General features: G+C 40.1%; 25 protein-coding genes. 2 read left to right on the forward strand and 23 right to left on the reverse strand.

Annotation, left to right across the window (positions count from 1 at the left end; genetic code table 11):
* Positions 1–18 precede the first annotated feature (18 nt).
* The 8 genes from opp2B to IGL32_RS12120 all read right to left on the reverse strand — a co-directional run bounded on the left by opp2B (position 19) and on the right by IGL32_RS12120 (position 8982).
* Complete coding sequence (gene opp2B / locus IGL32_RS12085) at positions 19–981, reverse strand: oligopeptide ABC transporter permease Opp2B (RefSeq protein ID WP_002354943.1); 963 nt, start codon at positions 979–981, stop codon at positions 19–21.
* Complete coding sequence (opp2F, locus tag IGL32_RS12090) at positions 981–1925, reverse strand: oligopeptide ABC transporter ATP-binding protein Opp2F (RefSeq protein ID WP_002354942.1); 945 nt, start codon at positions 1923–1925, stop codon at positions 981–983. The genes opp2B and opp2F overlap by 1 nt, the downstream gene beginning before the upstream one ends.
* Complete coding sequence (opp2D, locus tag IGL32_RS12095) at positions 1925–2965, reverse strand: oligopeptide ABC transporter ATP-binding protein Opp2D (RefSeq protein ID WP_002367425.1); 1041 nt, start codon at positions 2963–2965, stop codon at positions 1925–1927. Before opp2D ends, opp2F begins: the two co-directional genes overlap by 1 nt.
* 263 nt (positions 2966–3228) lie before the next feature.
* Positions 3229–3468 carry an acyl carrier protein gene (acpP, locus tag IGL32_RS12100; RefSeq protein ID WP_002354939.1) on the reverse strand — a complete coding sequence of 80 codons (240 nt, stop codon included), beginning with the start codon at positions 3466–3468 and terminating at the stop codon, positions 3229–3231.
* A gap of 136 nt (positions 3469–3604) precedes the next feature.
* The gene (gene plsX / locus IGL32_RS12105) at positions 3605–4606 is read right to left on the reverse strand and encodes a phosphate acyltransferase PlsX (protein ID WP_002395966.1); all 1002 of its coding nucleotides are present in this window, start codon (positions 4604–4606) and stop codon (positions 3605–3607) included.
* A 102-nt stretch (positions 4607–4708) separates the two neighbouring features.
* The gene (recG, locus tag IGL32_RS12110) at positions 4709–6745 is read right to left on the reverse strand and encodes an ATP-dependent DNA helicase RecG (RefSeq protein ID WP_153853915.1); all 2037 of its coding nucleotides are present in this window, start codon (positions 6743–6745) and stop codon (positions 4709–4711) included.
* A gap of 115 nt (positions 6746–6860) precedes the next feature.
* Positions 6861–8537, reverse strand: coding sequence for a DAK2 domain-containing protein (locus IGL32_RS12115; protein WP_002354936.1), 1677 nt, complete (start codon positions 8535–8537; stop codon positions 6861–6863).
* 82 nt (positions 8538–8619) lie between these two features.
* Positions 8620–8982 carry an Asp23/Gls24 family envelope stress response protein gene (locus tag IGL32_RS12120; RefSeq protein WP_002354933.1) on the reverse strand — a complete coding sequence of 121 codons (363 nt, stop codon included), beginning with the start codon at positions 8980–8982 and terminating at the stop codon, positions 8620–8622.
* 273 nt (positions 8983–9255) lie between these two features.
* Between IGL32_RS12120 and rpmB the strand changes: the two genes are divergently transcribed.
* Positions 9256–9444, forward strand: coding sequence for a 50S ribosomal protein L28 (gene rpmB, locus IGL32_RS12125; RefSeq protein ID WP_002354928.1), 189 nt, complete (start codon positions 9256–9258; stop codon positions 9442–9444).
* 102 nt (positions 9445–9546) lie between these two features.
* Here the strand turns inward: rpmB and IGL32_RS12130 are convergent, their stop codons facing one another.
* From IGL32_RS12130 to gmk, 11 genes are all read right to left on the reverse strand, one after another.
* Positions 9547–10191, reverse strand: coding sequence for a thiamine diphosphokinase (locus tag IGL32_RS12130; protein WP_002361010.1), 645 nt, complete (start codon positions 10189–10191; stop codon positions 9547–9549).
* Complete coding sequence (gene rpe, locus IGL32_RS12135) at positions 10188–10841, reverse strand: ribulose-phosphate 3-epimerase (RefSeq protein WP_002354925.1); 654 nt, start codon at positions 10839–10841, stop codon at positions 10188–10190. The genes IGL32_RS12130 and rpe overlap by 4 nt, the downstream gene beginning before the upstream one ends.
* 23 nt (positions 10842–10864) lie before the next feature.
* Complete coding sequence (rsgA, locus tag IGL32_RS12140) at positions 10865–11758, reverse strand: ribosome small subunit-dependent GTPase A (RefSeq protein ID WP_002359046.1); 894 nt, start codon at positions 11756–11758, stop codon at positions 10865–10867.
* Positions 11759–12006: 248 nt separating this feature from the next.
* Positions 12007–14163, reverse strand: a complete 2157-nt coding sequence (ireK, locus tag IGL32_RS12145) for a serine/threonine protein kinase IreK (protein WP_010824012.1) — start codon at positions 14161–14163, stop codon at positions 12007–12009.
* Positions 14160–14909, reverse strand: a complete 750-nt coding sequence (locus IGL32_RS12150; protein ID WP_002354922.1) for a Stp1/IreP family PP2C-type Ser/Thr phosphatase — start codon at positions 14907–14909, stop codon at positions 14160–14162. The genes ireK and IGL32_RS12150 overlap by 4 nt, the downstream gene beginning before the upstream one ends.
* 1 nt (position 14910) lies before the next feature.
* Positions 14911–16290, reverse strand: coding sequence for a 16S rRNA (cytosine(967)-C(5))-methyltransferase RsmB (gene rsmB, locus IGL32_RS12155; RefSeq protein WP_002354921.1), 1380 nt, complete (start codon positions 16288–16290; stop codon positions 14911–14913).
* A 5-nt stretch (positions 16291–16295) separates the two neighbouring features.
* Positions 16296–17237 carry a methionyl-tRNA formyltransferase gene (fmt, locus tag IGL32_RS12160; protein ID WP_002368448.1) on the reverse strand — a complete coding sequence of 314 codons (942 nt, stop codon included), beginning with the start codon at positions 17235–17237 and terminating at the stop codon, positions 16296–16298.
* On the reverse strand, positions 17230–17724 hold the full coding sequence (gene def / locus IGL32_RS12165) for a peptide deformylase (RefSeq protein ID WP_002371656.1): 495 nt from the start codon (positions 17722–17724) through the stop codon (positions 17230–17232). The genes fmt and def overlap by 8 nt, the downstream gene beginning before the upstream one ends.
* Positions 17725–17750: 26 nt before the next feature.
* Positions 17751–20183 carry a primosomal protein N' gene (priA, locus tag IGL32_RS12170; protein ID WP_430600048.1) on the reverse strand — a complete coding sequence of 811 codons (2433 nt, stop codon included), beginning with the start codon at positions 20181–20183 and terminating at the stop codon, positions 17751–17753.
* Between the two features lie 154 nt (positions 20184–20337).
* Positions 20338–20640 (reverse strand): DNA-directed RNA polymerase subunit omega, encoded by a 303-nt coding sequence (gene rpoZ / locus IGL32_RS12175; RefSeq protein ID WP_002354916.1) that lies wholly within the window; start codon positions 20638–20640, stop codon positions 20338–20340.
* Positions 20641–20644: 4 nt separating this feature from the next.
* Positions 20645–21259: a guanylate kinase gene (gene gmk, locus IGL32_RS12180; protein WP_002354915.1), complete on the reverse strand. Its 615-nt coding sequence runs from the start codon at positions 21257–21259 to the stop codon at positions 20645–20647.
* A gap of 222 nt (positions 21260–21481) precedes the next feature.
* Here gmk and IGL32_RS12185 point away from each other — a divergent pair, with 222 nt between their 5' ends.
* Entirely contained in the window at positions 21482–22963 is a 1482-nt protein-coding gene (locus IGL32_RS12185; RefSeq protein WP_002403258.1) for a DUF1958 domain-containing protein, read from the forward strand.
* Positions 22964–23005: 42 nt separating this feature from the next.
* Here IGL32_RS12185 and IGL32_RS12190 read toward each other — a convergent pair whose 3' ends face one another.
* From IGL32_RS12190 to IGL32_RS12205, 4 genes are all read right to left on the reverse strand, one after another.
* The gene (locus tag IGL32_RS12190) at positions 23006–23311 is read right to left on the reverse strand and encodes a hypothetical protein (RefSeq protein ID WP_002383233.1); all 306 of its coding nucleotides are present in this window, start codon (positions 23309–23311) and stop codon (positions 23006–23008) included.
* Between the two features lie 55 nt (positions 23312–23366).
* Positions 23367–24251, reverse strand: coding sequence for a YicC/YloC family endoribonuclease (locus tag IGL32_RS12195; RefSeq protein ID WP_010707001.1), 885 nt, complete (start codon positions 24249–24251; stop codon positions 23367–23369).
* Positions 24252–24267: 16 nt separating this feature from the next.
* Positions 24268–24486, reverse strand: a complete 219-nt coding sequence (locus IGL32_RS12200; RefSeq protein ID WP_002381076.1) for a YdbC family protein — start codon at positions 24484–24486, stop codon at positions 24268–24270.
* Positions 24487–24662: 176 nt separating this feature from the next.
* Complete coding sequence (locus IGL32_RS12205) at positions 24663–25133, reverse strand: ASCH domain-containing protein (protein ID WP_010713713.1); 471 nt, start codon at positions 25131–25133, stop codon at positions 24663–24665.
* Positions 25134–25172 lie beyond the last annotated feature (39 nt).

A 25172-nucleotide genomic window follows, 5' to 3' on the forward strand; every position in this document is an offset into this window, starting at 1 on the left:
CCTTTCTTCGTGTTTTTTCTACTGAATTCGAATTCTTGGATCAACAATACTCATTACAATATCAGAAATTAAGGTTCCGATAAGGGTTGCCAATCCCAAAATCAACACGAGAGCGGTAATAACGGAATAGTCACGTTGAATGATACTATCAATAAATAATTTTCCAATTCCTGGGAAAGCAAAAATCTTTTCAATAACGACTGATCCGGCAATCAAAGCAGTAATTTCATAACCTAATTGAGAGGCAATTGGTAATGCTGCATTTCTAAAAATGTGTCGATTAAAAATTTTATTCGTTGGCACTCCTTTTGAACGAGCAGTCCGAACAAAGTCCATGTTTTTAACATCAATCACTTCACTGCGCAAATATTGAATAGTGACCGCTGTCCCTAGCAACGCTTGAGTGACCCCTGGTAAAATTAAATGCTTCAGTTTATCTAAATAATACGGCCACGTTCCCTCAGCCAAACCAACAGTCACGGTTCCACTCGTTGGGAACCAGTCTAAGCGATACCCAAAAATAAAGAGCATAATCAAGGCAAAGATGAATAATGGCACGGCAAAACTGAAGAAGTTGTAGATAACCACCATTTTGTCAAACCATGAATTTTGGTAACGGCCAGCAATTAAACCGAAAGGAATGGCGATTAAATACGTGATTATAACTGACACAGCGGCCAATGCAATCGTATTCCCCACCCGACCAGCAATGAGCGTGGACACAGGTAACTTAAAGATAAAACTATGACCAAAATCTCCATGTAAGGCATTGCCAATCCAACGGAAATATTGTTCGTACCAAGGATCATTTAACCCGGCAGCTTCGCGCATGGCTTCAATCACTTTCGGGTCTTGGTTCGGATTAATCAATCCTGTAAACGGATCACCTGGCATCATTTTAGCCAACAGGAAAATCAAGACACTTAAAATAATCACTTGCGGAATCATCAATAACAAACGGCGTAAAATTGTTTTCCACATTATTCAGCACCTCCATTTTTTAACGCTACTTGGTGGGTTGGACTAATCGCATGTAAGTTATAAACCCGCCCATTTTCATCATAATAGTCTTTATGATTTTCCCGATACTCTTGCTCAACTCTTCTTCGTTCTTCTTTGTGAGCTTCTCGGTTCGCTACGTCAATTTTAGGAATTGCTGAAAGTAAGCGTTTGGTATAAATGTGTTGTGGATTAGTGTAAATATCTTGGCGTGTACCGATTTCTACAAAACGGCCTTTGTACATAATGGCAATGTTGTCACACATATGTTTAACTACGCCCAAATCATGGGAAATAAATAAGTAACTTAACCCATATTCCTGTTGAATGTTTTTCATAAAATTCAATACCTGTGCTTGCACAGATAAATCCAGTGCTGAAACAGGTTCATCTGCAATAATTAATTTGGGGCTGGTAGCCACCGCTCGGGCGACGCCTAAACGTTGGCGTTGCCCACCAGAAAATTCATGAGGATATTTGTACAACGCATCTTCTGGCATCCCCACAATATCCAACAAACTTTTGACTTTTTTCTTTTCTTCTTGGTCACTTAACCGTTCAAAATTTCGAATTGGTTCGGCGATAATATCTAGTACTCGTTTTTTAGGGTTTAAACTTGACATCGAATCTTGGAAAATCATTTGGACATCTTTGTTGTATCCGATCGCTTTTCGACTTCGCGGCTTGGTTACATCTTGTCCTTGATAAATAATTTCACCATTTGTAATTTTTTCTAAACCAATAATTGCTTTTCCTGTCGTTGATTTTCCAGAACCCGATTCACCAACTAACCCATACGTTTTACCTTGTTCAATCATGAAATCCACACCATCAACCGCCAAAACATGATCAGTGATTCGATTGAAGAAGCCGCTGCGAATTGGATAATGAACTTTTAAATCTTTAATTTGAATAATTTCTGTCATTACGCTTCCCCTTCCCCGTCTCTAAAATGAAAATGTTTATAACATGTACAACGAACATAATGATTCGGTGCAACTTCATGTAATGTTGGATTTTCTTCATGTTCCGATGCATCAATCCAAGGAATTCGTGGGGCAAACCGACAACCTTTTCTAGGTAATTTGGTTAACGAAGGAACAATCCCTTCAATCACATGAAGTTCTTCTTCATCTGAATTCTCTTGGGGAATGGACTGAAGTAAGGAACGTGTATATGGATGTTTCGGATGACTAAACAATTCTTCAGCAGTGGCTACTTCTACAAACTGACCCGCATACATAACCGCTACACGATCAGCCATTTCCGCAACTACACCTAAGTCATGGGTAATTAAAATAATGCCGCTCCCTGTTTCTTCTTGTAAATCTTTTAACAAATCGAGAATTTGTGCCTGAATGGTAACGTCTAAGGCCGTTGTTGGTTCATCTGCAATTAAAATCGGTGGTTTACACGCGATTGCAATGGCAATAATCACCCGTTGGCGCATGCCGCCAGACAATTCATGAGGATACTGTTTCCCGACACGCTCTGGGTTGGGAATCCCCACTTGATCTAACAGTTCAATGGCCCGTGCTTGTTTTTGTTGTGCGGTCATTTTGGTATGATACGTTAGACTTTCTTTAATTTGGTCTTCAATTCGCATGAGCGGATTCAGTGCAGACAACGGATCTTGGAAAATCATCCCAATATCGTTTCCTCTGACTTTGTTGTACAATGTTTCATTAAACGTAGTTAAGTTTAAATTGTTGTATAAAATTTCCCCAGTAATTTTGGTATGATTGGGATCATGTAAGCCCATAATCGTTGTTGCTAAGGTACTTTTTCCACAACCAGATTCTCCGACGATTGCCAGAATCTCATTTTTCTTCAATTCAAATGAAACATCATCGACGGCATTATAATAATCATCTTTGATTCTAAATGCTGTTTCTAATCCTGAAACCTCTAGTAATTGTTCATTTCCTTGCATCCATACGCACCCCTTACGTCCTTTCAAAAACATTATATAAATTAACTAATATTTAATGATAGCACTTTCTAATTTTTATCAATGTTAATTTACAGCTCATTGTTTTTTCATAATTTTATAGAATTATTCCATAAAAAGCAAGATAAAATAACTTTTTTCGCAGTTATTTTTTTACATGTATGATTTTTTTTACAAAAATATGTGTAAAAATAGCCTTATTGCTTAATAAAATAACCATTATGTACGCAAAAAAAGTCGATCAACACGAATGTCAATCGACTTTGTCTTATTATTTTTTATGAATTACTCACAATATAATCTACAGCGGCACCAACTGTTTCAATTTTTTCTGCATCTTCATCTGAAATCTCTGTTCCAAATTCATCTTCAAGTTCTAAAACAAACTCCATTACGCTAATTGAGTCAGCGTTCAAATCATCTTTAATGTTTAATTGATCTGTTACTTGATCCGCTTCAATATCAAAGTGGTTTGAGATAATCTTCGCTACTTTTTGAAGTACTTCTTCACGAGTCAACTGTATTCACCTCCACTGCTTTTGAAAAAAGGTTCTTTCTTTTACTAAAACGCTAAGATACATTGTACTCACAATTTGGGTATTTGTCCATCTTTTTTTCATTTGAGTAACAAACTGATGTCAAGACAATTGCAAATTACTCTACTTTGCCTTCATAATATTCCACTAATTGTGGGACAACTTGGGTTTCTAACATTGTATGAATTTGACGAATGGTGTAGCGGACGGCATCAGGACCCGTGGCCCCATGCGTTTTAATGACTGGCGCTTTTAAGCCAAATAAAACCGCTCCCCCATGTTTTGAGTAGTCCATTTCGTCTTTCATGCCACGCAACGCATTCTTTAATAATAAGGCGCCCATTTTTCCTTTGACACCTTCAGAAAGAATCGCTGTTTTCAGCAAGCTCATCATGTTCATAGCTGTGCCTTCGATGGATTTTAAAACGGCGTTTCCTGTGAAGCCATCTGTCACCACCACGTCAGCTACGCCATTTAATAATTCTCGTGCTTCAACGTTTCCGACAAAATTAATCGTTTCATCTGCTGCTAACAATTCGAAGGCTTTTTTCGTTAATTCACTGCCCTTTGTTTCCTCAGTTCCGTTATTTAATAGACCGACACGAGGATTCTGAACGTTCCGAACTTTTTCAGCATAGAATGAACCTAAAACGGCATACTGAACCAAATGTTCTGGTTTATTGTCTGCATTGGCTCCTAAATCTAACATGTCAAACCCTTTGTCTGGTTCTCCCATGACAGGTAAAGTTGACATCAAACCGGGACGTTCCACATTTTTGATGCGGCCGACAATGAACAGACCCGCTGCTAATAGCGCTCCGGTGTTGCCTGCAGAAAAAATCGCATCGGCTTCCCCATTTTTAACTGCTTGCGCTGCTAAAACCATGGAAGCAGTTTTCTTACGACGGATTGCTTTAACTGGCTCATCGTCACTAGCAATTTTTTCATCGGTATGAATAATCGTAATGTTTTTTTCATCGGTGATGTATTTTTTTATTTCGGCTTCTTTTCCATATAATTGAAATTCAATGTCTGGGAAGTCTTGTTTGGCTAGCATAACCCCTTCAACAATTGCTTGTGGGGCGTTATCTCCACCCATTGCATCTACAGCAATTTTCATGAGTGATTCCCTCCTACTTTTTTGTTTCCTAACAAGTATAACATATTTTTTTCAAAGAAATACGCATTGGCTTTTACTTTCTGGCTTCAAAAATTACCTCTTCTAATCGAAAAATTGGGCTGCCTCATCTTGGGGTTTCACTCGATTGGCTAAGCCTTGATAAGCAGGATATTGCCACCATTCTTTCACTTGCCATAGGGCACTTGCTTCTTGGCGCGCAACTTCTAAAATGTTAAAGTCCGTCACGATATCTCCTACCGCAAATTGAGGCACCCCTGATTGCCGTGCACCGAACACTTCCCCAGGTCCGCGAAGTTCCAAATCACGCTCACTCAAGACAAAACCATTGGTGGTTTCTGTCATGATTTTCATACGCTCAACGCCCATTTCATTTTTCGGATTGGCTACTAAAATACAATAAGAAGCACTGGAGCCACGCCCAACACGGCCCCGTAACTGATGTAACTGTGCTAACCCAAACCGGTCCGCATCCATAATTAACATCACCGTGGCATTTGGTACATTCACGCCAACTTCAATAACGGTGGTAGAAACCAATAATTGCAGCTGATTGTCTTTGAACTCCTGCATAATGTCATCTTTTTCTTGGTTTTTCATTTTACCATGTAGTAATCCCACTTGATATCTTGGGGAATAAAAGCTTTGCATATGTTCAAAAATTTCTGTTGCGTTTTTCACATCTAAGGCTTCTGATTCTTCAATCAATGGACAAATAATATAGGCTTGATGTCCTCGAGCCAGCTCTTTTTCCATCCATTCTAAAACAGTATCTAACTGCGGCGGCCGAATCCAACGTGTTTCGATTGGAATCCGTCCAGCTGGCATTTCATCAATGATTGATACATCCATTTCGCCATAGGCTGTAATTGCTAACGTTCGAGGAATCGGAGTGGCCGTCATAAATAGAACATCTGGTTTTAAGCCTTTTTCTCTTAATATTTTTCTCTGATTCACACCAAAACGATGTTGCTCATCGGTGATTACCAAACCTAATTGATGAAAACAGACATCTTGTTGTATCAAAGCATGGGTCCCTACCACAATGTCAATCTCGCCATTGGCCAGTTCTTCGAGAATTAGACGACGTTCTTTCGTTTTGGTGGAACCTGTTAATAAGGCCGTTCGAACTTCTAATGGATCAAACAACTGCTGTAAGCTTTCCATGTGCTGTTGCGCTAAAATTTCAGTCGGAACCATTAACGCCCCTTGAAAGCCAGCGGTCATGGTGGCGTATAGCGCAATCGCAGCCACTACCGTTTTCCCACTCCCCACGTCACCTTGAAGCAATCGTTGCATATGCTTCGGACTTCGTAAGTCTCGACAAATTTCATTGGTCACTTTTTTTTGGGCGCCTGTCAATTCAAACGGCAGTCCTTGGGTGAACGTTTTTAAGCAATCCACATCATATTGAATGGCTAAGCCATTTTTTTCCGCTTTTTCTTGTTTCTTCAGTCCTTGCATTTTAAGTTGAAAAAGGAAAAACTCTTCAAAGACTACTCGCCGTTTGGCTTGATGGCTTTCTTCTGGATTACCGGGAAAATGCATCGCCCACATTGCTTCTTTTCTAGGCATCAAGCGGTACTTTTCTAATAAATCATTCGGTAAAATCTCTTCAATCAGTGAACCATACTCTTCAAAAGCAGTGCGGATTAACTGAACCAACGTGCTTTGGCGGACTTTTTTATTCACATGATAAATGGGGGCGAAATCTTCATTGTCTCCTTTAGAAGCTAAGATTTTCATGCCATTTAATGATTTTCTCTTGGCGTCCCACTTGCCATAAACAGCAATTTCTTCGGAAAGAACTACTTTGTCTTTTAAAAAAGGTTGGTTGAAGAAGGAAACATTAATGACCGCATGTTCCTGCATCATTCGAAACGTTAACCGGCTCTTTTTATAACCGTACCGACTAACGACTGCTTCCGAAACCACTAGCCCTTTTAGCGTAACTTTTTCCTGATCCTGAATCTCACTTAAATCCTTTTCTTGGATATCATCGTAGCGGAAGGGATAATACGTCAATAAGTCTTCAATTGTAGCAATCCCCAGTTCTTGTAAATTTTCAGCACGTTTTGGGCCAACACCGGGCAATACGCTGACTAAATCTGTGATGTCCATAAAATCCCCTCCTCATTAATATACGCAAAAAAATGGATCATTCATTAAATAGGCTGGTTCATTAGCCCTAACTAATGAACCAGCCTATTCGTTTTTATTTTTTCATCACGAAAACCTATTCTGCTGAGAATAAGTATGGATACACAGGTTGTCCACCTTCATGAAGTTCTGTTTCTAGTTCATCGTTTTCAGAAACTAAAATAGCGATTAGCTTTTCAGCTTCTTCAACCGAACCATCTTCGCCGACAATAATTGTCACGATTTCAGTGTCTTCATCGATCATGCGGTTCAACGTGTCTAATGATGCATTAAAACGATCTGCTTCAGAAACGACGATTTTACCATCAATCATTCCTAAGAAGTCATCTTTTTTAATTTCAACGTCATCAATGGTTGTGTCACGAACAGCTGTGGTTACTTGACCACTCACAACGCTGTCTAACATTTCCGTCATACTTGCTTTGTTTTCTTCTAATGATTGTTGATCATTGAAAGCTAACATTGCTGTCATTCCTTGAGAAATGGTTTTAGATGGAACAACCGCTACTGGTACATCGGCAACTTCTGCTGCTTGATCAGCCGCCATAAAGATGTTTTTGTTGTTTGGTAAGATAATGACTTGCTCTGCATTCACTTCTTTGACTGCTTTTAAAATATCTTCCGTACTTGGGTTCATTGTTTGGCCACCACTAATAATGTAGCTTGCACCTAAACTTCGGAATAATTCTTGAACGCCTTCACCGGCTGCAATAGCAATCACAGCAAACGGTACGCGAACTTTTTCAGTCAACGCTTCTTGCTGAGCATCGCGTTCAACTAACGTTTCATGTTGTAAACGCATATTGTCTACTTTTATTTTTACTAACGAACCAAATTTTTGGCCGTAGTTCATCACTTCACCTGGATGCTCAGTGTGTACGTGAACTTTGATAATTTCGTCATCGTTAACGACTAATAGAGAATCGCCTAATTCATTTAAGTAGTTTCTGAATGTTTCATAATCAAAAGCGCTGTCCACGGTTGGGCCTTCGCCGATACGAACCATAATTTCTGTACAATAGCCAAATTTAATGTCTTCTGTCGCAACGTGGCCACTAACACCACGATGATGTTCAGCATTAACCATTTCGTCCATTTCGGCAGGACTTGGTTCATACGTCTCAGTTGGTAAAAATTCACCACTAAGCGCTTCTAAAAATCCTTCATAGATAAATAGTAGTCCTTGACCCCCACTATCTACAACGCCGACTTCTTTTAGGACAGGTAATAAATCAGGTGTTTTCGCTAAGGCACGTTTAGCACCTGCTACAACAGCTGTCATAACTTCGATACAATCATCTGTTTCTTTCGCTTTACGTTCACCAGAACGCGCCGCTTCACGAGAAACAGTTAAGATTGTTCCTTCAACGGGTTTCATCACTGCTTTATACGCTGTTTCTACACCATGTGTAAAGGCAGCGGCCAAGTCTTTGGCATTTAATGTTGTAACCTCAGGAATTTGTTTTGAGAAGCCGCGGAATAATTGAGATAAAATAACCCCAGAGTTTCCACGAGCACCCATTAATAACCCTTTGGATAACGCACCTGCTAATTCTCCTACTTTTTCAGAGCGAGAATCGGCCACAGCCTTTGCACCACTGGTCATTGATAAGTTCATATTTGTTCCTGTATCACCATCGGGTACAGGGAAAACGTTTAATGAGTTGACATATTCTGCATTTGTGTGCAGACGAGTCGCACCTGCCTGGACCATTTCCTGGAACTGACCTGCGCTGATTTCTGTTACATTCACCTAAAAAATCCTCCTTCAGATTTACCGCTAACGGCAACACACGACTTCCTTGTGCAATTGCATCGTTGACAGTACACTACCTCTAATCCGGTAATACACGAACTCCTTGAACAAAAACGTTAACTGAATTCGCAGTGACACCTAATAATGTTTCAAGATTATATTTTACTTTTTCTTGGACGTTACGAGAAACTTCAGAAATTTTTGTACCATAACTAACAATCGTGTAGACATCCACTGCGATTCCGTTGTCTTCTTGACGAACAACGACACCACGTGAGTAATTCTCACGACGTAAAATATCGTTTAAGTTATCTTTAATTTGATTTTTGCTTGCCATTCCGACAATTCCGTAAATATCTGTCGCAGCTCCGCCAACTACTGTAGCGATCACATCATTGGTAATCTCAATGGTACCTGCGGGTGTTTGAATTTTTACAGCCATTGATGAAAGCCTCCTTATAAGAGCACATTCGCCCTATTTTCTTCCATAACATTTTATCATATCCAGCCTTTAATTAAAAGGAAGTTCGTCAGATATTTTCATTCTTCCACTTCTAAGTGAACATTCTAGCAAGATTTTAATTTACTCTTTTTGATTGCTAAAGTCAAATCATAGAAAAAAATCTTCTTGCAAATCAGTGCCTAATATGATAAATTAAGTTAGTATGAGCTGAATATTATCGCTCCAAGATCAAGGCAAAGGAGGAAACTTAAAATGGCAAAAGTATGTTACTTCACTGGTCGTAAGACTTCAAGTGGTAATAACCGTTCACATGCGATGAACTCAACAAAACGCACTGTGAAACCTAACTTACAAAAAGTTCGCGTATTAATCGATGGTAAACCTAAAAAAGTTTGGGTGTCAACTCGTGCTTTGAAATCTGGTAAAATCGAACGTGTTTAATAAACTTAAATAAGCAAAGCTGGACGTTCGTTGTTCGGCTTTTTTTATTGCATAAAAAAAGAGGTTGGACCTTCATCGCATTGATGAAGGTCCAACCTCTTTTTACTTGTCTTTACTTTGAATAACCGCAATCATCCCTGCATCGAAGGAAAAAGCAGCGGCTTCTTCGATAAATTCATTACTTGCATACGATGTTGGGTAAGGAACATCTTGATTGGTTAATAAATATTTACTGCGTCGTAGCGTCAAGTTTTCTACAGGCGTCAAACAGCAGTAGGCCAGATATTCTTTATCTGGCTCTTTCGGTACGATATACGAACCAGGGGCGTAATACTGGATGCTATTTTGACGATCGCATAGACGGATTTGACGAAGTACGCCTTGAAATCGTGGTTCAAAGGGTAACCAAAGATTGGCTAACAGGTGGTCAATTCTGCCCCCTGTCGCACCGATAATCGTCATCTCTGCTTGTGGAAATCGTTGTAAAGCTTCTTGAAGCGCTAATTGTGTGTCTGTATCATCTTTTTCAGCAGGTGCTTGAATGAGTGTTTCGGCAGTTTCTTGGACAAAATGGTATTCTTCTCGTGATAATGAATCAAAATCGCCCACCGCTAATTGTAACGGTAAATCGGCCTCTAATAAATGGAGACAGCCGCGATCAATACCTACGAAATAATCATACGTAGCTGGTTCAATGGTTGGCCAATCACTTGGATTGCCGCCAGCTACCAGTAAGACACGACTCATTTGTCTAGCACTGCTCTCAGTGCATCGATTCGTTCTTGAGGATTTTCAGCATTATAAATGTAGGAGCCTGCAACAAACACTTCCGCACCAGCTTCTTTACAGCGTGCGGCAGTTTCAGGAACAATCCCGCCATCGACTTCAATTTCATAGGTGTATCCTTTTGTTTCTTTCCATTCTTTTAATTGAGCAATTTTTTCTAGTGAGTTTTCAATAAATGATTGTCCGCCAAAGCCTGGATTGACAGTCATTACCAAGACTTGGTCTGCTAAGTCTAATACATTTTCAATCATCGAAAGTGGTGTCCCAGGATTGATGGTTACGCCAGCTTTCACACCCGCATTTTTAATCATTTGTAAGGCACGATGAATATGGGGTGTTGCTTCTTGATGGACGGTAATAATATCCGCACCGGCTTCCGCAAAGGCATTGATATAGTTTTCAGGTTGTACAATCATCAAATGAACATCCAATGGTAGTTTTGTCACTGGACGAATCGCTGAAACGATATTCGGTCCTAAGGTAATGTTGGGCACAAATTGACCGTCCATAACATCAACATGAATATAATCTGCTCCTAATTCTTCTACTAAACGGATATCTCTTTCTAAATTGGCAAAATCGGCACTTAAAATGGATGGTGCTAGTTTCATTTGGCTCGCTCCCTTTATATTTGCTATGATTTTTTCTTATAAACAGGTCGTCGATTCTCGATTTCCATTAAAAACTGTAAATAATTTTCGTAACGACTCGTCGCAATGGTTCCCGCTTCCACTTGACGTTTCACTTCACAACCAGGTTCTTTGTGGTGCATACATTCACGAAACTTACAGTGAGAGGCCGCGGCAACAAATTCAGGAAATTGCTTTGGTAATTCCACTGCTTCCATCTCCAAGAAATCGATGGCACTAAATCCTGGTGTATCAGCAACCAAACCGTCGTATAACGGAATCAATTCCACGTGACGGGTCGTATGCTTGCCCCGTCCTAAAGATTGGGAAATTTCCGCAGTTGCTAGTTGTAATTCTGGTGAAATTTGATTCAACAATGTTGATTTTCCAGCGCCTGATTGTCCCATAAAAACAGTCAACCGTTCTGGGAAAAAGCGTTCTAATTCTTTGGTGGCTTCTACGTCTTCCGAAGCGATCACCGCATAACCTAACGCTTCATAAATCTGTTTAATTTCAGTGACTTCTTGACGTTGCGGCTCATCTAATAGATCAACTTTCGTTAAATAAATAACTGGTTCTATATCCTTATACTCTAAGCTGACTAAGAAACGATCCAACAAATTAAACGAAAAATTTGGCGAAACCATACTCATGACAACCACACCTAGATCCACATTTGCAACAGGCGGGCGCACTAATTCATTTCGTCTTGGTAAAATTTCCAACACATAACCATCTGTTAAATTATCGCTTTCAAAAAGTACTTCATCTCCCACGAGTGGCGTAATTTTTCGATTACGAAAATTCCCTCGCGCTCTTGTTTGATATGTTTCTCCATCTGCGTATACATAATAAAAACCGCTTAACGCTTTTCTGATTTGACCTTTCAGATAAACCACTCCTAACTACTTTCGAATATACAGGATAGTGGCAGAGAAATCAAGGGAGCCTCTCGATTCTATTAATTAAAAAGAGCCTAGGACATAAGTCGAAATGACTTACCTTCCTAGACTTAAACCTTAAGATAAACTGCGGGACAGGAGCAGCTTCTTCTTATTGCTGAGAAACACTATTTGAAAAGCAAATAAATGTTAAACAGTACCTACTTGGTTCTTGAAGCTAAACGCTCCTGTCCCAACCTCTTGTCTTAATTACTCGTACTACTTTCACTAGTGGTGCTTTTTGAATCATTTGCTTTTGAATAATAAACCGTAACAGCGTCGCCTTTTTTGACTTTGCTGCCAGCGGATGGGCTAGTTCGTTCAACGACTTGGCCATCGCCAGAGCCAGATAATCCTTGTTCATTGATTTTAAGGCCAGCGTTATTGATGCTGTCTTCTGCAGCTTTTGGCGAATAACCTGAAATATCGGGAACAGTTACTGAGTCGCTGCCTTTGCTGACATGTAAAGTAATCGTGTCATTTTTCGGATCAACAGCGGTACCAGAAGCTGGTTCTTGACTAATCACGGTATCTTTTTCAACTTTGTCGCTTTCTTCGTCCACTCGTTTAATTTGAGATTCTGGGATACCTAAAGCAATTAAGCGACTTACCGCATTATCATAAGAAATTCCGCTATAATCAGAAAGTGTCACTTTGTCGCTACCTTTACTTACATATAATGTCACTTGACCATTTTTAGGTACTACGGTGCCCCCTGGTGCGGGGTCTTGCGTAATGACTAAACCTGGTTCTACCGTATCGCTTGCTTGGTCGACACGCGTAATTTGAGATTCAGAAATACCTAATTGTGCCAGTGCATTTACTGCATTTGTGTAAGAATAACCGGCGTAACTAGGCAAAGTAACCGCTTCTGGTCCTTCACTGACCGTTAAAGTGACGTTGTCTTTTTTCGGATCAACTTTTTTACCTGCAGCTGGTTTTTGTTTAATAATGTTATCTGTAGACACAGAATCACTGTATTCTTTTTTCGTTGTAATTTGGTCTTCTGAAAACCCTAGTTTTTTCAAGGCTTCGACAGCAGATTCATACGATTCCTTTGTATAATCGGCCATCTCAATTTTTTCTGTTCCAGAGCTGATATATAAAGTAACAGATCGGCCTTTTTTCACAGATGATTTTGCTTCGGGGTCTGTTTTGACCACCTTGCCTTCTTCAATCTTATCGTCGGGAATTTTTTTGGTTTCACTATCGACTTTCAGCCCGGCACTTTGTAGCGCTTGTGAAGCGGCCGCTTTCGTTTCATTTGTAACATCAGGAACTTCAACGTCTTTACCGCCCGACATTGCAAAGGCTAAGCCACCTATTGCTAAAGCAATTAATGCCGCAATTGCTAAGCCAATCCACAATTTTTTGCGGTTTTTCTTCGGTGGTTGTTCAGCTAAAATGTCATCTGCGATATCTTCTGGAACTTCGACAGGCGTTGTCTCTTCCGGTTCAGCGATGTCTTCGGGAATCGGAGTTAATACTTTCGTTTCTCCTAATAAAGCCGTTGGTTCCCACGCAGGTTCGTTTAAACGACTGGCTGACAAGGACGTGTATAAGTCTTCTGCCATCTCATTCGCTGTTTTGTAGCGATCGCTTGGGTCTTTTGCGGTTGCGTGACGAACCACATTTTCCAATGATTGAGGAATCCCTGGATCAAACATTTTGACAGAAGGAATTTCTTCTTGAAAATGTTTTAAGGCAATCGTTACGGCTGATTCACCATCAAACGGTACATTCCCCGTTAGCATTTCATAGAGAATAATTCCCACAGCGTAAATATCTGATTGGTTGGTCGCCATGCTTCCGCGCGCTTGTTCTGGCGATAAGTAATGCACCGAACCTAACATTGTGTTCGTTTGCGTAATTGACGTTTCTGACAAGGCAATCGCAATCCCAAAGTCAGTAATTTTGACTGTGCCGTGTTCGTCAATCAGAATGTTTTGCGGTTTTAAATCCCGGTGAATAATTCTATGTTCATGTGCCATTGCGACAGCAGATAAAATTTGTTGCGTAATGTCCACAACTGTGGAATAAGGAATTGGGAAATGCGTTTGGATGTAACGTTTTAAGTCCATTCCTTTCACATATTCCATGACTAAATACTGTAGTCCATCTTCTTCGCCTACATCGTACACACTGACGATATTCGGGTGAACCAGCTCAGTTGCGGCTAGTGCTTCACGCTGAAAACGTCGGATGGCGGCTTGATCGTTTTGGAAGTCAAAGCGCAAGACTTTTACTGCAACGTCTCGGTCTAAAATTAAATCGTGTGCTAAATAGACGTTGGCCATGCCGCCACTTCCGATGCTGCCAATAATGTGATATCGACCATTCAGCTTCTTGCCGATTTCTATCATTGGTTTTCCTCCTTCTGTTCGTCAAAGTGTATCACTAACACGGTAATGTTATCTAAACCACCCGCTTCATTTGCTTGAGCAACGAGTTGGCTCAATTTGGATTCTAAGGGATCTGACGTCTCTAAAATTTCTAAAATTTTTGTCTCAGGAACCATATTGGTTAAGCCGTCCGAACATAACAATAAATAGTCATTAGGCAGCCATTCATGATTGGTTACATCGACTTCGACAGTACCAGGCATTCCCAAAGAACGTGTTAGGACATTTTTTCGTGGATGATTTGCAGCCATCTCACGAGTAATCTCCCCTGATTTTACTAGTTCATTCACTAAGGAATGATCTTCTGTTAATTGTAACATGTGTTGGTCACGAACTAAATAAGCACGACTGTCCCCCACATTTGCTAAGACAAATGAATCCGGTAAAAGAATGGCACCAACCACGGTTGTCCCCATTCCTAAATACTCTGGTTTCGATTGTCCGCGTTCATAAATTTTTTCATTTTCCTTTTGAATTGCTTGAATTAACCACTGTGCAGATTTTTCAGCTGAGTCGACAGACGCATTGGACCAACTCTCACCTAAATTATTGACTGCCATTTGGCTAGCGACATCACCTGCTTGGTGGCCACCCATGCCATCTGCTAAAACAGCAAAGGTTATGTGTTGCTGGTTCTCAAAAACGTTGGCATAATCTTGGTTCGTATTTCTTTTGCGACCGACATCTGATTGAACGTTGATTTCCAAATTATTTCACCTCATTTGAACTAACTTTCCGCATACAGCAAATAAAGAAGCCATCTGTCATGTATTGATGGGGATACAGAACCAGTTCTTGCTCTTTTACTACTGCTTGGACGTTTTCATTTGCAACAATTTCAATTTTTTCAAATTCAGGGTGTTTGGCTAAAAAGGCTGCCACTACTTCCTGATTTTCTTCTGGCGTAATAGTACAAGTGCTATAGACCATTATACCCCATTGTTTTAGTGTTGGGGCAACACTTTCTAAGATTTCTAACTGAATTTTAGGTAAATTTTGAAAATCATTGGCCGTTTTATGATATTTAATGTCTGGTTTACGGCGCATTAGCCCTAAGCCTGAACATGGTGCATCAACTAAAATCCGATCAAAGGTTTCTGCGGGAAATTCTTCGGCCACTTGTCGCGCATCAAGCTTTTCTGCTTGGACGACATCCGCCACGTGGAGGCGTTGCGCATTTTCATTAATTAGCTTAATTTTGTGCGCATGAATATCTAAAGAAGTCACACGACCACCTGCTTCAGCCTCTAAAAAAGTTGCGATATGAGTCGTTTTGCCACCAGGAGCCGCACAAGCATCCAAAACACGATGATGCGGTTCAATTTGCATCGCTGGAGCCACGAGCATAGAGCTTTCATCTTGAATGGTTAAACAACCGTTAATAAACAGTTCACTGCCAGCTAAGTAGCCTTTTTCAGCGACAACACCATAAGGGGAAAGTTGACTTTCCTTCGCGGCAATCCCTGTTTCTTGTAATTCTTCCAGCGCTTCTTCTCGTGAAATAAACCGTGTGTTTACTCGGCCACTCGCATGACTTTTTTCAAATAATGACAAACCTAACTGCCGTGTTTCTTCTTCGCCTAATTGGGCAAGTAATTTTTCTGTTAACCAACGTGGCATGCTAATTTCCGTGGCTAAACGATCAACTGGATCGCTAATTGCGGCCAAACTAGGTGCTCCATTTCGTTGGAACGCCCGCAGCACGCCATTCACGAATTTACCAATCCCAGGATTGCCACGACGTTTGCCAATTTCAACCGCTTCATTAATGACTGCATGATCGGGCACTTTATCTAAATAAAGTAATTGATATAACGATAAAATCAATAAATTTTTCACCCAATTATCGACTTTTTGCGGTTTCTTAACAAATGGTGTTAAGTAGTATTCCAACAATAATTTGCGACTAATTGTGCCGTAGACAAGTTCTGTAAACAAGCGGCCATCTTTCTCGCTTAGTTCTGATTTTGTCATCATTTCATTAAGTAAAAGATTGGAGTACGCCCCACCTTTATCCACACGTTCGATGGTTTCTAAAGCAACGTATCGAACAGAACGTTTTAATTTCTTGGGGATTTTTTCAGCCATTTTTGTTAGTCCACCTTATCTTTTTCTGCGACATTTTGACCAACGCCATTTAAAAATTCTTGAATCGTTAATTGACCTTTACCTGCTGGTTGCAGGCGATCAATTTGAAGAACTGTCCCTTCGCCACAAGCAATCCATAGCGCTTTTTTACTACGTTGGATAATCGTTCCTGGGGCGCTGGTTGTTGTTTCAGTCAGTGGTGTCACTGCCCAAATTTTCCAGTTGGTCCCTTGATAGGTTGTGAACGCTGTTGGCCAAGGACGCATACCACGCACTTGGTTATCAATTGCCTCAGCAGTTTTTTGCCAGTCAATTCGTTCTTGTTCTCGAGTAATATTTGGTGAAAAAGTAGCCTCTTCTTCCACTTGTGGAATAGGCGTGATTTCGCCAGCAATTAGCTTAGGTAACGTCTCTAATAAAAGTTCTTTTCCTAGAATGCTTAATTTTTCAAACATGGTGCCTACATCGTCTTGTTTCGTAATCGGAATTGCACGTTGCGCTAAAATCGCGCCAGCATCCATTTTTTTCACCATTTCCATAATCGTGACGCCTGTTTCTTTTTCTCCTTCAATAATCGAGTAATGTACAGGTGCGCCGCCACGATATTTTGGTAAAAGTGAGGCATGGACATTAATCGCACCTAGTTTGGGCGCTTTTAAAATTTTCTCTGGTAAAAATTGTCCAAAGGCTGCTGTCACAATTAAATCTGGTGCTAAGTCAATCACTTTTTCCATTTCAGGAGAACCTGAAATTTTCTCTGGTTGTAAGACTAATAAGTTATGTTTTAAAGCTGCTTCTTTGACAGGCGTTGGGGTAATCACTTTTTTTCGGCCAACTGGTCGATCTGGTTGCGTGACAACCGCTTGAACGTCATAGCCTGCCTCGATTAAACTTTCTAAAATCGGAACAGAAAAGGCTGGTGTGCCCATAAATACAATTTTAGTCATCAAAATGTTCCTCCATATACGCTTCTAAATCTTCTGGTGCAATTTTCTCAATCATTTTGTCGATAAATAACTCGCCATTCAAATGATCAATTTCGTGTTGAAAAGCTCGAGCTAAATAGCCGTAAGCCGTAACTTCCATTTCTTCACCTTCACGGTCAAAATAACGGACAGTCACTTCATCTGCTCGTTCAACGGTTCCATATGTTTCTGGAATACTTAAACAGCCTTCCACATCAATACTGGTTCCTTTTTTTTCAATAATCACAGGATTAATTAGTTCAAAACGACCAGATTCTTCATCGATTTCAATCACTGCCATTTGCAAATTTTTCCCAATTTGCGGGGCTGCTAAGCCAATCCCATCATGGGCCAGCATTGTTTCATACATGTCCTCTAGTAACTGCACAATTTCATCGGTAATAATCGTCACAGGTTGAGCCTTCATTTTTAAGTGTTCGTTCGGGTGAATCACAACTGGATAGCGCATAAGTGCTCCTTTCAAAGCTGTATTTTTTAAATAAAATTCATGGGTTCTGCATCAATGGAAAGTTTTAAACCACGAGCCGTTGCTCGTTGTGTATCGGTTAAAATTTCTTTCAATAATGGTTGAAGCATTGGTTCTTGTTTATACTTGATAATCACTTGATAAAAGTACCGATTATTGACACGCATAATTGCGTTGGGCGTTGGTCCCAACAAAATAGCTTGCGGCGATAAGCCTTGTTTTAATTTCGTCGCAATTTGAAACATTTGTTTCGCTGCTTCGTTTTCTTCAGGATGGCTGGCCGTAATTTGGACCGTAAAATAGTACGGCGGATAATTCCCACGATGACGAATATACATTTCTCTTGTATAAAAATCTTCATAATCTTGGGCTTTTGCCAATTGTATCGCATAATGCTCGGGGTTAAAAGATTGAATGATGACTTCTCCCGGTTTTTCAGCGCGACCAGCGCGGCCGCTGACCTGTGTCAATAATTGGAAGGTCCGTTCACTGGAACGAAAATCGGGTAAATTCAAGGCGGTATCAGCATTTAAGACACCGACTAACGTCACATTTGGAAAGTCCAGTCCTTTGGCAATCATTTGTGTGCCTAATAAGATATCCGCTTGTCCTTCACCAAATGTTCGCAAAATCTTTTCATGCGCACCTTTGCGACGGGTCGTATCAACATCCATTCGGAGAATACGACTGTCTGGTAACAACGTTTGTAATTCTTCTTCTACTTTTTGTGTGCCTGTTCCGTAGTAACGAATTTTATCTTGGCCACAGTTAGGACAGCGATAAGGAATCCGCTCTTCATGCCCACAATAATGACATTTCATTGTTTTGCTATCCATATGCAAAGTTAAGGAAATATCACAATTCGGACACGGCAACACATAGCCACAATCGCGACACATCACAAATGACGAATAGCCACGGCGATTAAGCAGGAGAACACTTTGTTCGTTTTTCTCTAAGCGTTCTTGGAGTTTTTCTTGCAACGACATGGAAAAAGAAGAGACATTGCCATTTTCTACTTCTTGACGCATATCCACTACATCAATCGTGGGCAAGGTTGCCGCTTGATTGGCACGCTGTGTTAATCGTAACCGCTGATAAACGTTTTTTTGCGCACGAGCGCGTGATTCCAAGGATGGCGTGGCACTGCCTAAAACAACAGGGCAATGATGATACTCCGAACGCCAAATCGCTAAATCTCTCGCGTGGTAGCGGGGGGTTTCTTCTTGTTTATAACTTGCCTCGTGTTCTTCATCAATAATGATCACACCGATGTTTTCGATTGGCGCAAAAATGGCAGAACGCGCGCCAACCACCACTTCCGCTTCTCCTCGTTCAATCTTCCGCCACTCATCGTATTTTTCACCTTGCGATAAGCCACTATGCATTACAGCAACATGTTCGCCAAAGCGACTTTTAAAGCGTTGCACCATTTGTGGAGTTAAAGAAATTTCAGGAACAAGCATAATGGCTGTTTTGCCTTGGTTAAGAACTTCTGCAATGACCTGTAGATAAACTTCTGTTTTCCCGCTTCCTGTAATACCTTCCAATAAATAGGTTTGACTTTGCTGTTCTTGGACCGATTGTAAGATTGTTTCCACAGCCACCTGTTGTTCTGCGTTCAAAGATAACGCAGTCGTTTTTTCAAACGTCTGATTAGCAAACGGATCACGATACGCTTCTTTTTCAATGAACGTTAACCAGCCGTTTTTGGCCGCTTCATTTAAAAGCGCGGTACTGAAACCTAATTCTTTCATTTCCTTCACAGCGGTGACTTTTTCAGTGCCTAAGCGTTGTAAATAGTAAAGAAGTTGCTCTTTCTTCTTAGCTCCCTTGCGTAAACCCAAACGAATTTCCTCTAATTGTTCAAATTCCTTAGCGGCTTGAATGAAGCGGACCATTTTGACTTTATTTCTCGTCGTAACTTCGTAGCGAATATCGACTTTTTGCTGTTTACGCAACGCCATTAGTTGAGGCAAAAGCCCACGTTCTTGCGCTTGGTCCCACGAAATTTCCTCTAAACCATAAAATAACTGATCTTGTAATTCTTCAGAAAGCTCATCCGTTAAATAAATATATTTTTGGTAATCGGCACGCATTACGCTAGGCAACATGGTTTGCAAACAAGTGATTTTAAAAGCAAACGTTTTTTCCTTCATATAATCAGCTAAAGCCAACATTTCTGTATTTAAAACAGGTTTTAAATCCAACACCGCCACTAGTTCTTTCAACTGAACATTGGTTTCGTCAAGAACCGTTGCAGCCACTGGTTCAACGGCTAGAACAAACCCTTGAACATGCCGATTACCGTTACCAAAAGGCACTTCTACACGCATGCCGACAGCCAATTGCTCATTTAAATTTTCAGGAACTAAATAAGTGAATGGTTGATCGGTTTGCATCGTTGGTACATCCACAATAACTTTGGCTACTTTTTGCATGGTGCGTCCTCCTTTTTATGTAAATTCTCTTTGCCTATTGTACTAAAGATTGACTGATTTGTCTTGTGTGTCTCGTTGGCACCTTTCAGAATAAACGAAGAGAAAGCCTCTGAAATAGACAGACGGCTTTCTCCATTCGTTGACAATCATTCAATTAATTTTTTTCGTCACGTAAACGGTTTTCTAATTCTTTTTGTTCTTGTTCACGTTGGCGTTTGCGTTCTTCACGTTCAATGCGTAGACGTTCGCGTTTTTCTTCAGGATTTGGATCACTGATCACTGTTCCTGCTTCGATTTCTTCTAACGCACGACCCACACTTTTTACAGAATCAAAGGATTCAACGGTTGGTTGAACACCTTCATCTAATTCATGCGCACGTTTGCTTGCTAAAATAACCAAAGAATATTTTGAAGGGACTTCTTTTAACAATGAGTCAATTGACGGTTTTAACATCATAAGGCTACATCTCCTCTAACATTTTAATATATTTTCCAATTACACGGTCAACACGGAAGTGCTCACTCGCGATAATGTCTTTAATTCGTTGCACGGCTAAAGGAACTTCATCATTCACTACCGCATAATCATACAGCGCCATCATTTCGATTTCTTCTCTGGCCACAGCCATTCGTTCTTCAATCACAGACATTTCGTCTGTTCCGCGGCCAATAATTCTTGATTTTAATTCCGCTAAATCGGGAGGTGTCAAAAAGATAAATACGCCATCAGGCACTTTGTCTTTGACTTGTTTAGCCCCTTGGACTTCGATTTCTAAAAAGACGTCTTTGCCTTCATCTAGCGTCTGGTTAACATACGTTAATGGTGTCCCATAATAGTTACCAACATATTCCGCATATTCCAACATTTCTCCAGCTTCAATCATCGCTTCAAATTCTTCTCTTGAACGGAAATAGTAATCTACTCCATCCACTTCGCCTTCTCGCTGTTTCCGAGTGGTCATTGAGATTGAATATTGAAAATCATTTTCTTCACTGTCGAAAATAGCCTTTCTTACAGTCCCTTTCCCCACTCCTGAAGGACCTGACAATACGATTAATAACCCGCGCTCTGACATAACGACTTCCTTTCAAAACATAATTTCACAGTATTAGTTCTATTTTGCACTTTTTTTCTGCAATTTTCAAGACTTTCTTGGAGATTCACTGAAAAAATAACATTTCTTCTTTAATTTGGCTTTCATAACTTGTTCTTTTTTTAAACAAATTACCTAGAATTCCTATACAGGCAGCCATTTTTTAAGTAAAATGAAGTGATGACTCCTTTAGGATGAAAAAACGTGAATAAGAAAGGACTGAGAAACATCGCACGAATTAAACCATTTACATTGTTTCTGCTAGGCTTAGTTGTCAGTTGTGGGGCCTTTTTTGCCCAACCTACTGTGACTCACGCAGAAGAAGATATTACCGCAATTGCTAAAAAAATGGGAACGACCCTGAAAGCGGATGGCATTCCCAAAGCAGCCATCGTTGTTGATGCTGATTCTGGAGAAATTCTCTGGTCGCAGCAACCAGATTTAGCGTGGAATCCTGCCAGTATTGCCAAAGTGATGACCATGTACTTGGCCTTTGAAGCAATGGAGCAAGGAAAATTTACAATGGATACGACTGTGACTGCTACGCAAAAAGATGTCGATATTTCTAAAATATATGCCATTAGTAATAACAAAATTACGTTAGGTGTTGCTTATCCAGTCCGTGAACTGTTAAAAATGATTGCTGTCCCCTCTTCTAATGTGGCGACTCTCATGTTGGCAAACTTAATTTCAGGGAACCAGCCTACTGACTTTGTTCATTTAATGAATCAAAAAGCGGCTGAATTAGGGATGACAAATACTACCTATTACAACTGCAGTGGAGCGCAAGCAAGTGCCTTTAACGGCCTGTATCAAATGCAAGGAATTGACCCAAATGGCGATAACGTCTCTACAGCTAGAGATTTAGCTTCACTAACCTATCATTTTCTGAAAAATTATCCAGAAATTTTAGAAATCACCAATAAACCAGTGGTGAAAACAATGGTCGGCACGCCTTACGAGGAAACGTTTGAAGCGTACAATTATTCTTTACCAGGCGCTAAGTATGGTTATCAAGGCGTGGATGGTTTAAAAACAGGCTCTAGTCCAACAGGCGGCTTTAACTATATTGCGACTGTCAAACAAGGAGATTTCCGTTTAATTGAAGTCATTTTAGGCGTTGGTAATTGGCAAAACCAAGATGGTGAATACGAACGGCATGTGGCTGGGAATGCTTTGCTGGACTATGCCTATACGACATACGAACGCAAAAAACTTTTAGACAAAGGGCCACAAACCATTGATCATAAAAAAGTCACTTTGGCTAACGATTTATACGGTGTCATTCCCAAAGGCAGTCAGCCTACTTTTAAATTAGTAGCAGGGCAGGTGCAAGTCGACACGCCTTTGACATTGTTAAATAGTACTGTTCAAGCGCCTAAAGTGGCTTACCAAGAAGTTAAGCCAAAACAAACAACAGCTGAAGCTGCGGAAGAATCAAACGAACATTCTGGGGATACCACCGTTGCAGAACCGAATCATTTTATTCCCAAATCGATTGCCACAAGTGTTTTAGTCCTTTTCGGGCTGATTTTCTCAGTAATTACCCGTCAGCTTCAAAAACGTTTAGAACGTCAGAAAAAACACGGCAAAGAAAGCAGTAAAACTGCATCCATGCGGACAATCTTTTTAAGTGCCGCAGTTCTTTCTTTCCTATGCGCCGTTGGCTTGTTTCTTTTATTCTAATTAAAAAAATACCACCAAGCGTGAAATGCTTGGTGGTATTTTTTATAAGCCCATATTAGAAAGCGTATTGACCACGTTCATCAATTCATCGCGACGACGAACTTGTTTGTCGACAGGGCCGTCAACTTCTTTCACGTCAATGCGCACAACAAAGTGACGATTCAAAGTAACAAACGTGTCTTCGTTAATTTGGATATTTAACTCTGTTTCAGAATAGCTTGCACAAGCATCTTGCCAGACGTCAAATGGTTCTCTGTCTGAAGCGACTTCTGTTTTTACCACAGAACGACCACTTAATTCTTGAAAGGTTACATCATAAAATTTAGTCATTGCTTTCACCTCTGTCATTTATTCGTTACTTCTATATTATAGCGTTTTCTGGAAAAACACGAAACCATTTTCTCTATTCGACATTTTGAATTTGTTCCCGAATCTTTTCTAAGGTTGTTTTCATTTGAACGACACTATTTTTTATTTCAATTGGACTTGATTTCGAACCAATCGTATTGACTTCACGGTTCATTTCTTGAATTAAGAAATCTAGTTCTCGGCCCACTGGTTCTGTTTCGTCAAGCAACTGATGCAACTTATCAATATGGATATCCAAACGATCCAATTCTTCATGAATATCGCCTTTTTCCAATAAAATGGCCATTTCTGTTAATAAGCGTGTTTCATCCACTTGGCTCCCTAACCATTCGTTTAATTTCGCTTCAAAACGTTGACGGTATTCTTGTTCAAAAACACCCACAAACGCTTGCAGCTCTTGAATTGATTGGGTCAACACTGCTACATAGTCAAGCAGGACTTGTTTAATTTGCGTTCCTTCTTGCACACGGCTTTGGTCAAGACTAGCGATGGCTGCTTCAAATGCTTGAACAAGAAATGGTTCAAATGTCTGATCAGCAATTTCTGCTTCCACTATTTCGACAAAATCATTTTGCTTTAATAAATGGTTGACCGTGCTCCCTGCATCAAACGTTGCTTCCGGATAGTTTTCCTTTAAATGTTGATCTACCGAAGTTAATAATTGATCAATTAAGTCCCACTGCACGCGCACTTCTTTTTGATTGTTGCCGATTTTTTGGAGATTTACATAGACTTCCACACGCCCACGTTTTAACGTGCGTTTGATTACTTGCCGAATCACCAGTTCATAGGCATTCAGTTCCTTTGGCATACGCAACTGAATATCTAAAAACCGCTGGTTGACACTTTTGACTTCGATATCCAATTGATAATTTTCATTTTGAATGGTCTTTTTTCCAAATCCAGTCATACTTTTCATTGACAGGGTGCTCCTTTTACATGGATTTAATTGTTTTGCTTAATTCAGCAAATTCTTCGTTGGTTAAGGTGATGCCTTTACCCATTTTTTCGTGATCAGGGGCCCACTCACGCAAATCAAATTTTGGTGGACGACCATTCCAACTAATTAAATTCAATTCTTTACGCCAGCCACGAGCATTCTCAGATAACACAGCGACTTCTTCTAAAATTTCATATGAAAATTCTTCTTTCATAACATTCACTCCTTGTTAGTATTCCTTAGGTTATTGTACCATCTTTTCCTCGACACTTAAAATACACATCTTTTTTCTATCACCCTGTCTATATAAACATACGCAACTTTTTCAAAAAATCAGTAAAAAAAAGCGACAACTGCTCGTTTCAATCGTGTCAGTCACCGCTTCTCTGTCTATTCTTTTTCTGTATAAAGATCCACCACTTCAAAACTTTGGCAAACTAATAACATGTCGGGATAAAATTGTAACTGATAGGGGGACAGTTCTTCTTTAAAGAACCGCGCATGCTCTTCATACCAATAATCCAACGTCAAATCTCCTTCACCTTCCGCTTGCGCAAAAGATTCTGAGACCTTATTCATGGGCATAATTTCAACTTTGGTTGTTCGAATAATAGCCAGAGGTTGAGACTGACCATCTAAAATTATGTCGTATTGACCAGCTTTAGGGAGTTGTTCTTCTTCCATTTTATAAATATCTAAAGAAGAACATGTCGCTGTCTTACGACCAGAAACAACCAATTGACCCAAACGATTACCCATCTCAGAAGAGCCATCACCAAACATCCACACATCGGGCATCAACATATCTAATTCATGTTTATCTAAAAAGTTTTGCCAGAACACTTCTACATTTTTTAACATCCTTTGCTCTCCTTTTTATTTTTACTTCACGCAACCTTC

The organism is Enterococcus sp. AZ035 (genome assembly GCF_050548325.1).
GTDB classification, from domain to species: Bacteria; Bacillota; Bacilli; order Lactobacillales; family Enterococcaceae; genus Enterococcus; species Enterococcus faecalis.